13 protein-coding genes and 1 pseudogene are annotated in these 15,089 nt (G+C 50.4%); 9 read left to right on the top strand and 5 right to left on the bottom strand.

The features are described from left to right. Positions 1-22: 22 nt before the first annotated feature. The 3 genes and pseudogenes from IM700_RS23120 to IM700_RS23110 form a co-directional block, all read left to right on the top strand. Positions 23-549, top strand: a pseudogene (locus tag IM700_RS23120) (DUF2357 domain-containing protein); the annotation flags it as partial. Continuing rightward, entirely contained in the window at positions 541-1,587 is a 1,047-nt protein-coding gene (locus tag IM700_RS23115) for a nuclease domain-containing protein (RefSeq protein ID WP_336244890.1), read from the top strand. The pseudogene IM700_RS23120 and the gene IM700_RS23115, both read left to right, overlap by 9 nt. Further along, entirely contained in the window at positions 1,584-1,841 is a 258-nt protein-coding gene (locus IM700_RS23110; protein ID WP_239483718.1) for a hypothetical protein, read from the top strand. The genes IM700_RS23115 and IM700_RS23110 overlap by 4 nt, the downstream gene beginning before the upstream one ends. Before the next feature lie 81 nt (positions 1,842-1,922). Here IM700_RS23110 and IM700_RS08785 read toward each other — a convergent pair whose 3' ends face one another. After that, complete coding sequence (locus IM700_RS08785; RefSeq protein WP_016313935.1) at positions 1,923-2,117, bottom strand: ribbon-helix-helix protein, CopG family; 195 nt, start codon at positions 2,115-2,117, stop codon at positions 1,923-1,925. A 167-nt stretch (positions 2,118-2,284) separates the two neighbouring features. Between IM700_RS08785 and IM700_RS08780 the strand changes: the two genes are divergently transcribed. Both IM700_RS08780 and IM700_RS08775 read left to right on the top strand, forming a co-directional pair. After that, the gene (locus IM700_RS08780) at positions 2,285-2,743 is read left to right on the top strand and encodes a hypothetical protein (RefSeq protein WP_193417243.1); all 459 of its coding nucleotides are present in this window, start codon (positions 2,285-2,287) and stop codon (positions 2,741-2,743) included. A gap of 145 nt (positions 2,744-2,888) precedes the next feature. Continuing rightward, positions 2,889-3,308 (top strand): hypothetical protein, encoded by a 420-nt coding sequence (locus tag IM700_RS08775; protein WP_239483717.1) that lies wholly within the window; start codon positions 2,889-2,891, stop codon positions 3,306-3,308. A 358-nt stretch (positions 3,309-3,666) separates the two neighbouring features. Here the strand turns inward: IM700_RS08775 and IM700_RS08770 are convergent, their stop codons facing one another. The 4 genes from IM700_RS08770 to IM700_RS08755 all read right to left on the bottom strand — a co-directional run bounded on the left by IM700_RS08770 (position 3,667) and on the right by IM700_RS08755 (position 7,566). Continuing rightward, on the bottom strand, positions 3,667-4,050 hold the full coding sequence (locus tag IM700_RS08770; protein ID WP_193417242.1) for a retropepsin-like aspartic protease: 384 nt from the start codon (positions 4,048-4,050) through the stop codon (positions 3,667-3,669). Next, positions 4,047-4,307, bottom strand: a complete 261-nt coding sequence (locus IM700_RS08765; protein ID WP_178024368.1) for a hypothetical protein — start codon at positions 4,305-4,307, stop codon at positions 4,047-4,049. The genes IM700_RS08770 and IM700_RS08765 overlap by 4 nt, the downstream gene beginning before the upstream one ends. Before the next feature lie 171 nt (positions 4,308-4,478). After that, the gene (locus tag IM700_RS08760; protein ID WP_193417241.1) at positions 4,479-6,503 is read right to left on the bottom strand and encodes a right-handed parallel beta-helix repeat-containing protein; all 2,025 of its coding nucleotides are present in this window, start codon (positions 6,501-6,503) and stop codon (positions 4,479-4,481) included. A gap of 154 nt (positions 6,504-6,657) precedes the next feature. Further along, positions 6,658-7,566 carry an oxidoreductase gene (locus IM700_RS08755; protein ID WP_193417240.1) on the bottom strand — a complete coding sequence of 303 codons (909 nt, stop codon included), beginning with the start codon at positions 7,564-7,566 and terminating at the stop codon, positions 6,658-6,660. A 178-nt stretch (positions 7,567-7,744) separates the two neighbouring features. Between IM700_RS08755 and IM700_RS08750 the strand changes: the two genes are divergently transcribed. The 4 genes from IM700_RS08750 to IM700_RS08735 all read left to right on the top strand — a co-directional run bounded on the left by IM700_RS08750 (position 7,745) and on the right by IM700_RS08735 (position 15,088). Then, complete coding sequence (locus tag IM700_RS08750; protein WP_193417239.1) at positions 7,745-8,326, top strand: TetR/AcrR family transcriptional regulator; 582 nt, start codon at positions 7,745-7,747, stop codon at positions 8,324-8,326. A gap of 91 nt (positions 8,327-8,417) precedes the next feature. After that, the gene (locus tag IM700_RS08745; RefSeq protein ID WP_193417238.1) at positions 8,418-9,659 is read left to right on the top strand and encodes a sensor histidine kinase; all 1,242 of its coding nucleotides are present in this window, start codon (positions 8,418-8,420) and stop codon (positions 9,657-9,659) included. Next, positions 9,631-10,221 carry a response regulator transcription factor gene (locus tag IM700_RS08740; RefSeq protein WP_193417237.1) on the top strand — a complete coding sequence of 197 codons (591 nt, stop codon included), beginning with the start codon at positions 9,631-9,633 and terminating at the stop codon, positions 10,219-10,221. Before IM700_RS08745 ends, IM700_RS08740 begins: the two co-directional genes overlap by 29 nt. Positions 10,222-10,324: 103 nt before the next feature. After that, complete coding sequence (locus tag IM700_RS08735; protein WP_193417236.1) at positions 10,325-15,088, top strand: leucine-rich repeat protein; 4,764 nt, start codon at positions 10,325-10,327, stop codon at positions 15,086-15,088. Position 15,089: the final 1 nt, after the last annotated feature.

Genomic DNA, 15,089 nt, shown 5'->3' with positions numbered 1-15,089 from the left:
ACCTTTCGGAGCTAATTACGAAGTGATTTTGCGAGAGGTGAATGAGCAGATTTATAATCTGTCCTTTGACTTTCTGCGCAAGACGTTTCATCTGACCGGGTTAAGGGAGACCCGGCATCAGAGTGCGACGGAGTTTTTTACGATATTACAGCAGGTTTTTGGGCAACTGACCCAAGGCATCGATCGGATCAAAAATGCCCCCCACTACAAAATGCGCCGTGAATCTCATCTGGTGGAGGCGTCGAGGGCGAAGCGGGTGGGGAAGGAGAATATCGCTTTTCTACGAAAAAGGCCGGAGTTTTTTTTCCGGGGCAGGAGCTGCCTACGCATGTGCTTGAAACCCGGCGGTATATGGACTTCGATACGGCGGAGAATCGGTTCATCCGCTGGGTGTTGCTGCGCATTACTTCGAAGCTGAAGGAGCTACGGTCCCATGCAGCGAGGAAAGGAACGACGGATCCCGTCTTGCTGAAGAACATCGACGTGATGAGTTCGCAGTTGCAGCGGCTGTTACAGCAGGATTTTTTACAAGTCGGGGATATGAAGCAGGTTTCGATCACGCTGGTCCTGCAGATGGCTCCGGGGTATCGGGAGGTTTATCGGATTTATCTCTTGCTGATGAAGGGGCTCTCGATTCAAGGGGATCTGTTCCGGTTATCGATGAAGGATCTGGCGCAGTTGTATGAGTACTGGTGTTTCCTGAAAATCCACGATTTGATGCGGCGGAAATATGAGCTGGTGAGCCAGGATTTGATTAAGGTGAATCGGACGGGGCTTTTTGTGACGCTGGATCGCGGGCAGAAGGCGAAGATGGTCTATCGGAATCCACGAAATGGAGAGGTGTTTACCCTCTACTACAATTCCTTGCCTAAGGGGGATAGTCACTCTACGCTGGCGCAAAGACCGGATAACGTGCTGACCTTGAAAAAGAATGACGCGGCGATTGAGTATAAGTATATTTTTGATGCGAAATACCGCTTGAACCCAGCCTATGAGGGGACGCCTTACTGGACGAAGTATAAGCAGCCAGGGCCTGAGGAGGACGACATTAACACGATGCACCGTTACCGGGATGCGATTGTGTACCAGGATCAACGGAACGGCGAGTACGAGCGGAGTATGTTTGGGGCGTATGTGCTTTTTCCGTATTCGGATGAGGCGAAGTTTAAGGAGCATCCTTTTTACAAAAGCATTCAGCTCGTCAACATCGGGGCGATCCCGTTTCTGCCGAACACGACGGATTTGATGGACCAGCTGTTGGAGGAGATCATCCAGGATAGCCCGGAGAAAGCCTACGAACGTTCCACTCGCCCTCGCGGGACGAAGGAATATTACTACAACTCGGGCAAGAATGTCCTGGTGGGTTCGCTCAGGGAGCCTTCCCAGTTGGATATCGCTTTGAAGCATCATTTCTACCATATGCCGCTGAAAAATATCGTCGACCACAAGCTGCTGACTCAAATCGAATACATCGCGATGTGCCAGTCCCGCAAAAAGTTCCAAGGTCCCGGGAACACGGGCATTCATTGGTTTGGACGCGTCCTAGATTGGAAGGTAGTCCGAAGACGGAAGAGGAGCTTTATGTGAAGTTTACGATCGAACACTGGGAGCGGCGGGACAAGCCGATTGCACTTGGAGGGCAAGGGATCTACACTTGCCTCTACACGAGCAAATACATGTTTGATCGGGCCGGTGAAATTGCCGAGTTGAAGCTGGAGAATGAAGAAGATTTGCGAGAATGGCGCGAAGCTCGCAGACTAGGTAAGGTGAAAGTGCAACTGGATCACACCGATGTGGACTTGGCCGAGAAAGTGGTGGGGATTCGGGTGGAGGAGTCGTAGAGGCACTACAAAAAAAGTATAGTTAAGACGCAATAAAAACCCGCTCACTGAGCGGGTTTTTATTTTTCTCTTTATATAAACTCAATCGTTCGTAGAATCAATAAACTTTACATTCTTGAGGGCGTATTCCAATGCCATGTTTATGATTTCGTTTCGGGAACGGTTGCTTTTTCGGGCAAGCTCATCTAATTGTTCTTGAAGGATTTTTTCAATGCGGATGGACATGGTTACAGTCTTATCTTCCCTTGGAGTTATGATGAACTCGTCATTGCTCATTTGAATCACCTCACGTATCAGTATAGAAAGAAAGTGAGGGATTATAACATAACACAATTTATGTTATTTTATGAATACGAATTGTAATTTAGTTATGATATATTTATGAATACATACATTTGTGCGCGGACCCGAGTCGGTATATTTCGTATTGGAGGGCAGCATTGATGGAGATTGTTGTAGATTCCATTCCAGGTGGAGCCTTATTCTATGAAGAATACGCAGACGATTTGTTTAAAGTTAAAATTTATTTGGAAGACCACAAGATCGTTGGCCCCATTCAAGGCTATGGTCCAAATTCAGAAGAAGAGGAATTCGAAGTTGAACGATATTTCAGTAGTTTGCTACCCTATGTTCATGATGTTTGGGTCAGGAGAATTTTACTAGAAAATTTGATCGTGGATGCCAGGCTTGAATTGGATGCCTATGATGAGGAACTAAACACAGCTAGTCCCGAAGAACTCGCGAAAACATGGGAACCACGCGACAGGAGTAAATGGTGGACATTGCTATACCTTACAAAGAGGGAAGTTCTACAATACAGTAAGTACGAAGCACAAAGGAATCTTACCAAGTACGAGAAGATGTTAGCGCGATTACGAAGTGACTTAGCGAGAGGTGAATGAGCTGATTAATGAAAAAGAGATCTTAGACTGTTACAAAAGGTCAACCTATATCGTTTATACGTTAGAACATGTTTGTCTGGATTATATCCGCAAAGAGGTACGCAACGATCTTTTTCGATAACAGCATTTTTTCTGGAGGGAAATTATGAAGAGGATGAACATCATTGGTTTATATTTTTTATTCACCTTACTGTTATCCGCGTGTAACAATCAACAAACGGTATCAGAAAAATCGCCAATCATGGACGTGAAAGCAGAAATTTTGGAGGTATCCACGGATTTGCCGAAGAATGCCGGGTGGTGGATTGTTCACAAAGATGTGAATACGATGACCATTCAGGTAGAGGCTAAAAATGTCGAAACCGTTCTATTTTGGATTACTCCGACGGGGACGGGAACTTGGGGGGAAAGAGAACTCATTGGTTATGATAAGGATGGGAGTGACGGCTGGTCTTTGACATGGGACTTTGGCAACCGGACTTTTCATGACCGCATTTATGTTCAAGCCTTAGGAAGTGATGGGGCTACTCAGAACACAGAGATCATTAGTATTACTTCAGAATGAAAATGGTAGAACTGCATGCTCCGTCATTTTATTGTATTTGCTACTTCAATTAATGTTTGGTAATCGTATAACGGTTCAAGATTGTTATTTTTCCCTGAAATAAGAGAGTAAGTTAAACCCTCGTTCCTCCAATAGATGGCACTTACACGTCTGTTTCCTTGATCCCATGTTCGGGAACCGTTGGATAATTTCAAACCTTTCTTCCCATTTGGAGGAGTATCAGCCTTTGAGTTTGTAATAGGATTTCGGGTGGAGGGATTCGTAGGGGTTGTAAGTGAAAGAAGGCCGTCCTTTCGTCATCCATGATGACTTGGGGACAGCCTTTAAGTTTCGTAACCTTTGCAGGTTGGATCATGTGCTAGTTACTACTATGTATTTTTAATTGTTTTGAATCAATAATAATTCCTGCCGCTTGCATAATGTCAAATCCCAAGATACCTTCGATCGGAAAACCATACTCCATTTCTCCAACTTCGATTTCAAATTCATCTAGCGTGATATCTTCAATTTCAATGGAATCTACTGTTTTGAAAAAAACAACCTCTGACCCGCCAATCCCTCTAATTGCACATGTGAAATCATTTGCTTCAGGATAGATCCCAATGTTCCTTAGTAATTCGGCTTTAAATATTGTTCCTGCAGAGCCGGTGTCGACAAGGACATTATTGAGGATGATTTCTTGATGTTTGTATTTTACCTTTACTGAGATAAAGGGTAAACCGTCAATGAGCTTGAGGTTCATCGGCCACCTCTGATGCCAATCCACCTGCGTTCACGAATTTCAACTCTGGGACGGGAGGTATGGAAGAAGTAAAACTCACTTGAAGGACGACTTCTTTGTAATTCATTACACCGTTTCATTGCCTCGGAAGAATCATCGAACTGTTGAACGATTGCCATATCCTCAACGAGACGAAGATCACCATCCGAATGTGCTTGAATGGCTTCGATCACAACCCATTCGTTTGGATAAAGATGTTGTACCTCGTTCCACTTCATGACAATCACCTCCGCACAAAACTTTAAGTAAATTATATACTACCCCAAGTGGCGGGGACAATGCTATCATGGGGTGACTCTTGGGTGACATAATCGGATAGGGGTTCGACTCCCCTCGTCTCTATATGTATAGTAAAGGCCCTGACCGAATGGTCGGGGCCCTTATTCTATCTAAAATTCAAAATCAAAACTACCCTCTTCACTCAATTCAAACGGACCGGGTGTGACATCTGCATCAGGTCTCTTGATTCCGAAAAAGTCGGAGTCAAAACGATAAGGAGTGCCGTCCGGCTCCTCATACTTCATCTCGGCGTGATAAGTCTTGCTAAGCAGGTCGGTGGTCACCAATAGGGCAGAGGCTCCTCGAAGCAATTCGGGAGCATTAACCTGAATTTGCACGCGGCCTTGCGCAGGATGAACCTGAACGGTGATGCCTTTCTGCGCATAGATTTTCGCATGGGGCTCATGACTGCCTGGAACCGCATGGTTAAGATATACATTTCCGCCCATCGCCACCGGTAGAACGGCATTTCCGATAAAGAAATCCTTTGCGGCATCGCCAAGCTCAGTAAGCTCCTCTTTGGTGTATTCCCACCATTTCTTATCTTTCGCATCAGGATGGTTGTCGTAGCCTCCCAGTCCCACAGCATGCAGGTAGCAGATGGAATCGTCCGGAACCCCATCCATGACCGTCTTCCCGTTTTCTCCAACTTCATCCCTTGGTTTAAGCGGAAGATGCTCGAAAAAGGTGATGGGAACCGGCTCCTGATTCGCACCTTCATCCCCCAAAAAGATGTTGTTATAGTACCTGTCATCGCCCCCGGTGATATTGGAGTACCCTGCCATTGCCGTCTCGTGAGGGAAGTGATACGGCGTAGTACGGGTAACCTCGGAACGAACGACAAATCGGCCTGCAAACAAATTATGGACAAAGGCTCCGCCCTGCGCCATATTTCGGAAATTCATAGGAGAGAGGAACAGATTGTGATCCGCCAAATACGGACCATGGCAAACCTCAACGAACAAGTCTTCAGATAGGTTATCAAAAAATACATTGCGGCTGATTCGGGTGCCTTGTGCTTGCCAGTCAAGCCAAAGTGCCCGGTAACAGCTATAGATGATATTTTCACAAATTTGAGTATCCAGGGAAGCATGCAGTTTAATTCCTGCGACTTCGGCACCGTGTCTGAGCCGTTTGTGGTGAATATTGTAAATCCGGTTCTGATAAATGCGGCTGAAGGCTGCCCCCATATGACCCACTATACCTGCCTGTTCGCAATCATGAATCACATTGCCTCGAACGATGTGACTGCCGACTCGATCTTTATGCCAACCGGAGCGTAATGCGCGCAAAATAACTTCCTGCTCACGTTGCGTCCCCCCCTTAATATGCTTGCCCGAAGACGGGGTGTGACCGGTACCGATTTCGGTACCCAGGCTGATCCCCACGCATTTAGATTCATTGATGATATTGTTTTCAATAATCCAACCCTTGCTCCAGTGAGGCCCGATCAAACCTTCCTGGTAGTCCGTAGGCGGCGCCCATTGTGGAGAAGCTTGACGAAGCGTGAATCCGCTTACAGTTATGTAGTTAAGTCCGGGTTTCTCAGGCCAGAAGCAATAAGGACGGACATTGATTTCTACATTTTCCTTACGAGGATCTTTTCCGCCAAAATTGGCCCAGATCTTGGTTGTTGCAGATCCAACCTCGGCATACCACGTTAACAGGGAGTCTTTGGGATATTTGGCTTCGGGCCAAATTTCGGGCTGGTGAACCTTCTCAACACGATCGCATTCATACAGAGATTTTCCATCCAAATAGACATCCCCGAGATGGACCGGGAAGGGCCCGTCAAACACCCAGTCTCCACGGAGCTCCTCTTCAAAGGGATTACGAACGGAAAACAGGGAGTTAGGTACTTCTGTACTCCAAACATGGCCTCCCTCCGACTTCCAGTCGGTAATTCGTTCAGCTCCTGTTATGACGACTTCCCCGTCGCCTGCGGATCGATAGAGGATTCGATGCTCCTCCGTTCCTCCATGAGCCGGGTTGACCCATTCCCTGTATACTCCGGCATGAACGATAACCGTATCCCCGGCCATGGCTAGAGCCGCAGCGCGTGATATCGTACGAAAGGGTTGATCCATTGTTCCACTTGCCTGATCATTCCCATGAATGGATACATGATATTCCATAAGAGCTCTCCTTCTTCCAACCTTATTGTAGTTGTGAGAATTCCTTTGTCGACCGATCTAACGGCTATAAATATTGTACAAATGATAGCCGGAATGGTCAAAAAGTTGTAACCCGCTCACTGAGCGGGTTACAACTTCCAAAGCCTTTATTCGTTTATTTTCCCGCCCCGAACTCATACCTGACCTGCGTCAGCTCCTCCGAAACCGCCCATAATCTCCGCGCGACGGCTTCGTCATGCGAGCGCGGGCTCGATTCGACCTTCTTGGGGAAGCCGCGCATTTCGAGAAGGCTTGGCCCAAAGTAATCTCCGCCTCGGACGTCTGGCGCAGTGGCCGCGTAAAGGGTCGGCAAGACGCCCATTTTCGGGGGCTGCGCGAACATCGGGTTCAGGCGTCGCATGAAGTTGGAGTGCCTTAGCGCATTGGTCGCGGACCAGCCCGGGTGTGCAGCTACTGCAAGAGTGGATTGGCCGGCGGTAACCAGCCGACGCTGCAGCTCATAGGTGAACAGGAGATTCGCCAGCTTGCTCTGAGCATAGCCGAGCGATGGCTTGTAATTCCGTTCCAGGTTCAGGTCATCAAAGTGGATGATTCCCGACCGATGCGAAATACTGCTTACGGTCACGATCCGTGCACCCGGCGTCGCGCCGAGCAGATCCAGCAGCAAGCCGGTCAGCGCAAAATGCCCTAGGTGGTTCGTCCCGAATTGCTGCTCGAAGCCCTGTACGGTCTTCCCGTAAGGGGGATGCGCCACGCCAGCGTTGTTGATCAGGAGATCCAGCCGTTGGTAGTTCTGGCGAAAGGCTGTCGCAAAAGCGCGGACGGAGGCCAGATCGCCCAAATCGAGCGCCATCACTACGACTTTGCCCGACGGTTTTAGTGCTTGAATCCGGTCAGCGGCCAGGTTGGCATTGGCGATACTGCGGCAGGCCATAATGACCGTCGCCCCTTTGCTGGCTAGCGCCCGCGCCGCTTCCCAGCCGATCCCGCTGTTGGCTCCGGTTACGATCGCCACTCGTCCGGTCTGATCCGGCATGTGGTTTTCTGTCCAGGTTGTTGTCATATCGTTTCGTCCTTCCTTGGTAATCCTACCTACTTTATAGCTTTCACTGATTACACTGTCTGTGCTAATCTTATCTAAGCAATTTAGGTCTTACAACCAATAAATGAGCGCATTCGTGGCTTATCCAACATACGCCCCGATTTGTTGTTTTTATCCTGATAGAGAGGAGAGGCTTAACATGCTCACGAACCCCAACGATCCCCGTGTAAAAAGAACGCGTCAGCTCCTGATGCAAGCTTTTATGGAATTGCTGGAGCAGAAGAAGAATGTCTCTTCGATTACCATACAAGAGATTACGGCCTACGCGACCGTAAATCGCTCTACGTTCTATGCGCATTTTGAAGACAAATTTACGTTTCTGGAGAGCTGGATGAGGGAGAAATTCCTGGAGAAGCTGGAGGATGAGCTGCCGAATTCGGCTTTATCCGATATCGGGAGCCTGCGAACGCTGATTTTGATCGTGTTCGATTTTCTCTTCTGTACGCGTCCGTATATGTCTTTGGCGGATCGTCAGTATGAGACCTTGTTTGAGCTCGTGATGCAAAAGGAACTCTATGACCTCTTATATGCCTGGTTAAGCGAGCAAGCGGAACCTTCCGTTTCGGTCAAGACGGTGGAGACGACCGCCCGGATCGCAAGCTGGGGCATCTTTGGATCAGCGATGGAGTGGAGCAGGCAACCGCAGCAGAGTTCGGCGGAAGACACGGTGAAAGACGTTCTGGTGGTCGTTGCCGCAGGTTTAGCCCCCGTCACCGGATAATAGAAGAGCAGCATCCCTGTTAGACAAAACAGCCAGAGATTACTTACAATAGGCTTAATAGAATCGATGGGAAGGATACAGGGCGGCTGTGATGAATATCCTTGAAGACTTATTGCTGCAGGTAGCGTTCGTCGTTACGTTAATTTTCGCTTTCCAATTATTTTATTCGATCGGCTTCGGAAGATTTAAGTATTTCAGGCTGACGCAGGCGCTTCTATTCGGAGTCGCGCTTGTGTTATGCATGACCTTTCCCGTCCATGTTACCGAGCAATTATCCATCGATATCCGTATCGTTCCGTTGCTTCTGGGGGCGTTCTACGGCGGGGTCGAGACGACGCTGTTTCTATCCTTGCTTATTCTGCTCTACCGCTCCTACCTTGGGGTGGATGCCGGATTCTATGCGACGACGATGGCCGTATTCATGTGCATCCCGATCTTCATGTACTTCCAGTCCCGATTTCTGCAAGCGAATAAGAACCAAAAGCTGCGGATCGCGACAGGTCTGACGGTTAGCTATTGCATTTGCAGTTTTATTTCAATGGCCCTCTTTATTGGCTTATTCGATACGTTCTTGAGCTCTATACTTCTGTACACCCTGGTTATGGTGGTCGTCGTGCTGGTCTTCGTTGCGATGAATGAGACAGTTAAGGAGACGATCGTGAAAAATCAACAGCGGCTGGCGGAAGCCAAAGATGCGGAGATCGCTTTTTTACGTTCGCAGATCCAGCCGCATTTTCTAAACAATGCTCTGAATTCGATAGCCGTTCTCTGCGTAGAAGACCCCCCACAGGCGAAACAGCTTACGCTGGACCTCTCTCAATATTTCAGATCCGGGCTTAACTTCAAGCAAATGGACACGTTCACGACATTGGAGAACGAGTTGGAATTGACCCAGGCTTACGTCAACATTGAAAAAGCACGATTCGGCGACCGGTTAGCCATCGAGTACGAAATTGAGGCCGATTCGAATCACCTCATTCCTCCGCTCATCTTACAGCCATTGGTCGAGAATGCGATCAAGCATGGTCTGATGTCTAGCGTAAGAGGCGGCATCGTCAAAATCTCGGTTCGGGAAGTGAACGGGAATCTTCGGTTCAGCGTCGAGGATAACGGATGCGGAATGAGCGAGGCGAAGCGGCAAGAAGTGCTTGGTTCGGATTCGGGGCGCAGAGGAATCGGGCTGAGAAACATAGCACGGCGAATCAAGCTGCTATACGACGCAAGCTTGCAAGTCAAAAGTGCGGTCGGAGTCGGAACGAAAGTGTTCTTCGAGCTCCCCTATCCGTCAGACAGGAGGAAGTTGGATGATAAGAGCGATGATCGTGGACGATGAAGCTTTGTCGGTGCGAGGGCTACAGCATCTGCTTGCCGAATATGAGGACCTCGAAGTATGCGGCACGTTTCTGACTCCGCGCGAAGCTTATGAGTATGTGCGAGCCAACCCCATTCAAGTGGCTTTCCTCGATATCTCCATGCCGGAAGTGGACGGGATGTCGTTGTCCCGATTATTGCTGGAGCAGGATCCTTCCCTTTCCGTCATCTTCGTCACGGGCTTCGACGATTATGCGGTACAAGCGTTCGAAGTGAACGCTTTAGACTACTTAATGAAGCCAGTGACGAAACAACGGTTTGCCCGAACGTGGGAGAAGATCAGGGAGAAATATCGAGAGGAGGCTTCCGAGGAGGAGCCGGCCTCAACCGGCTTGCTGACCGGACAGGAGACGCGAATCGTCCAGTATATGGCGGAAGGGTTATCCAACAGGCAAATCGCGGAGTCGCTGCACATCACTTCGGAAACGGTGAAGTCTCACTTGAAGAACGTCTTTCGGAAGCTGGACGTCAATAACCGCGTGAAGGCGCTGCAGCGCGCCAAGGAATTGAAGATTATTTCATAGCCGGCAGGCGCTCCTTCCAATCCCCCCCGTTCGGGGGATTTTTTAATAGGATTGATTATTCTACATTAATAGACAATGGATCAATCTTAATTGGAGGAGAATTATGCGCCGAATTTTTACCTTGTTCATGTTGTGCGTGATGCTTGGAGGTAACTTGTCCCTGCCGACGGCTCATGCGGAAGAAATTCAAGACAGCGATTTTACTTATGTGGTGCAATCGGATGACACGGTCACGATTACGGGTTATACAGGAACAAGCACAGAGGTCGTCATTCCGAGCGAGATCGAAGGCAAGCCGGTCACCGTCATCGGAAGTAGCGCATTGTCCAACGCTGGACTTGCCAGCGTTACGATCCCGATCGGCATTACAAGAATCGAGAGCTTCGCCTTTTACCGCAATCAGCTTACAGACCTCACGATTCCGGATGGCGTTACGTACATTGGCAACAATGCCTTCGAGTCCAACCAATTATCCCACGCCGCGATCCCGCTGAGCGTTGCGGAGATTTACGATTATGCCTTCGCCGACAATCGATTGGGCGCGATCGAGCTTCCCGGGGTAACGTACCTCGGTAAAGGGGCTTTTCAAAAAAACCTTCTACAAAGCGTTACGCTTGGAAACTTAACCTTCCTGGGTGCGTATGCCTTCGAGAACAATCAGTTGGAAAGCCTAACGCTTCCCGGCAGTCTGGCAACCATCGGAATGGGCGCATTCCAGCATAATCGTCTGGCAAGCGTTGCCCTTCCGGAAGGACTAACTCGAATTGAGGATTATGCCTTCGCCAACAATCAATTAACGACGCTTCAAATCCCCAAATCGGTAATCGCCATCCACGTCAAAGCCTTCGAGAGCAATCAATTGGGCAATGTTGCGATCCCACCGAATGTCGATTTGGGCAGCGGGGATATGTATCCCGTATTCGGTCTGAATCCGAATGTTGCGATCTATGTTCCGCTCGCCGGCGACGTATCGGTTCAAAACCATGCCAGCAAATACGGTCTCCAGGTAGTCCCTTGCAAATATGGGATTACCTATGACGGGAACGGCAGCACAGGGGGCACACCTCCCTCATCGACGCCTTATGTGTGCTATAAACAGTTTGTGGTCCCGGATCAAGGTTCGTTAACGAAGGACGGTTATACCTTCAAAGGATGGAATACGATGCCGGATGGAAGCGGGACGAATTACTTCGGCGGCAACTATCCGATTATTTATGGCTTTCCGTACGGGAACTTGACGTTGTATGCCCAGTGGGAGGCGAGTTCCTATCAAGTAACGTTCGATACGAGAGGGGGGACGCCCATCGCGTCCCAAACGGTTGCCTACGGAGAACAAGCAACCGAGCCACCGGTGCCGACGAGGACGGAATATGCCTTTGACGGATGGTATCAGGACATCGTTTACTCGCAGCCTTGGGATTTCGCCCAGGGCACCGTCTTCGGAGATATGACGCTATATGCGAAATGGAAATGGAACGGATCGGCAGCGATCACTTCACTGGAGCTGACGACAGATAACGAGGATGTGACGGGCGGCGATAACCTGACGGTAATCGGCGTGGTGAAAGACGAGAACGACTCGCCTGTTGCGAACGCCGTCGTGAATTTGAATAGTACGATGGGCAAATGGAAACTTACGGATGGCAGCGACGCGTCCGCGACAACGGATGTGAGCGGCAGGTTTACCGCGGAATGGACGGCTCCTTGGGTCACGGATCCTGAATCCGTGACCCTTACGGGGAGCGTAGACGGTACAATCGACGTGATGGACAGCCGGACGCTTCAGGTCGTCCCATCGGAGAAATCCAATGCCCGGTTAAGCGGCTTGTCGCTAGATTCCATGACGCTCAGTCCGGAATTCTCGGGCGACATGTACAATTACACCGTTGCGGACGTCAGCCATGTCGTCACGAGTATCGGCGTGACGGCAAGCACAGCCAGCGATCTGTCCACGCTGAGCATTAACCATATGCCTGCCGCCAGCGGTTCAGCCGTCCGGGTACCGTTGCAAGCCGGGTTGAACTTGATCCCGATCGACGTAACCGCGGGGGACGGACTCCACACGCAGACGTATACGCTGCATGTCCGCAGAGCCGATACGATGACCAGCGGAGATTATACCTACCGTCTGAAAGACGACGGCAGCGGGATTGTGATTACGAGGTACAAAGGAACGGATTCGAATGTGGTCATTCCCGAGACGATCGACGGCTATGTCGTGATGGAGATCGGAGAGGGTGCTTTTGCGAACGAGGAGCTGATGGCGGTGACGCTGCCGGATGGCTTAACTTCCGTAAACAGCCGTGCTTTCGAGAATAATCGGTTAACTTCGATTACGATCCCAAGCGGCGTTACCCAGGTGGATGATTATGCGTTCTATAACAATCTTCTGGAGAATGTAATGTTCGCCGAAGACGGGCTGCAAGAGATTGGGTTCGGCGCGTTCTCCGAGAATCGGTTGTCTTCCATCATTCTGCCGGGGACGACAACTTACTTGGATACGAATGCCTTTAATAATAACAGGCTCACTCAAGTGATCCTGCCTGCGACCTTGAGGCTGGGGGACGAAGTGTTCGGAGGGACGCAGAATGGAGTCAAGCTCATCTTCCCGGCCGTTGGCGACCAAGACATGGTCAATTATGCGACTTCGAACGGGTTCCCTTTTGAATCGAGCGATGTCCGCGTCGAATATGACGGCAACGGGCAAACCGAAGGGGAAGCGCCGGTCGACAATACGCATTACAGTTATTATTCATCGATGGTCATTCAGCCGGGCGGGAGCTTAAAGAGAACGGGATTTACTTTCCAAGGATGGAATACGGGGAACGATGGAAGCGGAAATTTCCATGAGGCGGGTAAAAGCTATAAATTCAAGCTCGTACGCGGAATTGTGAAGCTCTATGCTGAATGGCAACCTGCGCCCGCGCAATATTCCGTTTCGTATGAGACGAACGGGGGAACGGCCATCCCTGCGACGACCGCCAGCGAGGGGGCTAATCTTACTGAGCCGCCGACGCCGGGCAAGGAGGGGTATCGATTTGCCGGTTGGTACAAGGACCCGAGCTATGTGACACCATGGAACTTCGAACAGGATACGGTTGCCGGGGACATGACCTTATACGCCAAGTGGGAGAACAAGCAGCTCGCGATCCAGCTGTTCGCGTTCAGCAATGTGGTGTCAAGCGGCGAGGAAATTCGGGTTACCGGTACGGTTGTAGATGAAGGGAATACGCCTCAAGCGAACGTCTCCGTTCACTTGAGCAGCCCGGACGGAGGCAAGTGGATCCTGTCGGAGACCGACATGGCAACGGTGGTAACCGATGAAAACGGCACTTTCGAAACCATTTGGAAAGCTCCGCAGGTAGCCGAGACAACCATAGTCGAGCTATTGGCGAGCCTTGATGGATCGAGTGCGGAGCCGGCAACGGTATCGATTCGGGTTAAGCCGATGTCTGGCTCAAATCCAAGCTCGGATGCCAACTTAGCGGGCTTGACGCTGAGCGTCGGTGATTTAACGCCTCAGTTCCAAGCGGAGGTTACCAGCTATACGGCCGACGTCGGACATGCGACGAGCAGCGTCACGATCGTGCCTGAAGTATCTGATCTGGCGGCGACTATAACCGTCAACGGGAATATAGTTGAGTCCGGTCATCCTATAGAGGTCCACCTGAATGTGGGCTCCAACCCCGTAACGTTATTCGTAATAGCGGATAATGGAACGACCAAAGCTTACCGGGTTACGATCACGAGGGCTTCGGAACCGATCGTCACGATCCCGGTTTCCAGCATTACGGTGACAAGCGTCACATCTTCCGTTTATGAAGGTGACACGCTGCAAATGACCGTCCGCGTGAATCCGGACGATGCCACGAACAAGCAGGTGTCGTGGTCAATCCAAGGCGGTACCGGTAAGGCGGTCATTGATGAGAATGGATTGCTGAAGGCGGAACATGCCGGTACCGTGACGGTTCAGGCGGCGGCTCAGGATGGCTCCGGGGTCGTCGGAAGCCAAGAAGTCACGATCTACAAGCGTCAATCTGGCGGCGGGGATACCCCAACAACGCCAACGAATCCGACAACGCCGACGAATCCGACAACGCCAACGGGTCCGACAACGCCGACAGCCCCGGCAACACCGACGAGCCCAACGACACCGACGGACCCGACAACGCAGCCGCCAGAGAAGCCTGCGATACTCCATGTCGTTCCCGGCCGACCTCCGATTGACGTGAATGACGCGGGAGCGATTCAGACGATGCTGGCGGCACTTACCGCCAAAATCAACGATCCTCACCATGCGAACGTTCCCGTCTTTCCGGATACGAAAGACCACTGGGCAGCGGACAGCATCCGTTTGTCCGCGAAACTCGGGATTGTTCAAGGATACGACGACGGGACCTTCAAGCCGGACGCCATCATCACGCGAGGAGAATTCGCTTCAATGCTCGTGAGGCTGTTCCCGCTTACCCAAGGTACCGCGGCGACGCCCGGCTTTACCGATCTTGAGGACAGTTGGGCGAGGGATGCAGTCCTTACCCTGGCCAGCAACGGCATCATCAAAGGCTATGAGGACGGCATGTTCCATGCCGATCGAGATATCACGCGTGCCGAGATGATTGCGATCCTCGCAAGGATAATTAATTTGGCGGGGGTGAAGCAAGAGAAGACGGCGAATCTACAGGATCTCGAACATACGTGGGCCAAGGATCAGATTCAGCTTGCCGCGAATGCCGGCATTATCAATGGCCGGAGCGAGAATGTGTTTGACCCGAATAACAGCGCTACCCGAGCCGAAGTTTTGACCGTCCTCTTGCGAGCGATCTCGTTAAGTCCTGAAGTCGAACAACTGTTGGAGGGGATGAACTAAG

The sequence above is a fragment of the Paenibacillus rhizolycopersici genome, from assembly GCF_014947195.2.
GTDB lineage: Bacteria > Bacillota > Bacilli > Paenibacillales > Paenibacillaceae > Fontibacillus > Fontibacillus rhizolycopersici.
This window is presented reverse-complemented; position numbering and strand designations above follow the sequence as displayed.

Excerpts from the sequence above, each read along its gene's own strand:
- IM700_RS08765 (WP_178024368.1), bottom strand. The coding sequence starts at position 4,307 with ATGAAGTGGAACGAGGTACAACATCTTTATCCAAACGAATGGGTTGTG.
- IM700_RS08760 (WP_193417241.1), bottom strand. The coding sequence starts at position 6,503 with ATGGAATATCATGTATCCATTCATGGGAATGATCAGGCAAGTGGAACA.
- IM700_RS08775 (WP_239483717.1), top strand. The coding sequence starts at position 2,889 with ATGAAGAGGATGAACATCATTGGTTTATATTTTTTATTCACCTTACTG.
- IM700_RS08735 (WP_193417236.1), top strand. The coding sequence starts at position 10,325 with ATGCGCCGAATTTTTACCTTGTTCATGTTGTGCGTGATGCTTGGAGGT.
- IM700_RS08785 (WP_016313935.1), bottom strand. The coding sequence starts at position 2,117 with ATGAGCAATGACGAGTTCATCATAACTCCAAGGGAAGATAAGACTGTA.
- IM700_RS08745 (WP_193417238.1), top strand. The coding sequence starts at position 8,418 with ATGAATATCCTTGAAGACTTATTGCTGCAGGTAGCGTTCGTCGTTACG.
- IM700_RS23115 (WP_336244890.1), top strand. The coding sequence starts at position 541 with ATGAAGCAGGTTTCGATCACGCTGGTCCTGCAGATGGCTCCGGGGTAT.
- IM700_RS08740 (WP_193417237.1), top strand. The coding sequence starts at position 9,631 with ATGATAAGAGCGATGATCGTGGACGATGAAGCTTTGTCGGTGCGAGGG.
- IM700_RS08770 (WP_193417242.1), bottom strand. The coding sequence starts at position 4,050 with ATGAACCTCAAGCTCATTGACGGTTTACCCTTTATCTCAGTAAAGGTA.
- IM700_RS08780 (WP_193417243.1), top strand. The coding sequence starts at position 2,285 with ATGGAGATTGTTGTAGATTCCATTCCAGGTGGAGCCTTATTCTATGAA.
- IM700_RS08750 (WP_193417239.1), top strand. The coding sequence starts at position 7,745 with ATGCTCACGAACCCCAACGATCCCCGTGTAAAAAGAACGCGTCAGCTC.
- IM700_RS08755 (WP_193417240.1), bottom strand. The coding sequence starts at position 7,566 with ATGACAACAACCTGGACAGAAAACCACATGCCGGATCAGACCGGACGA.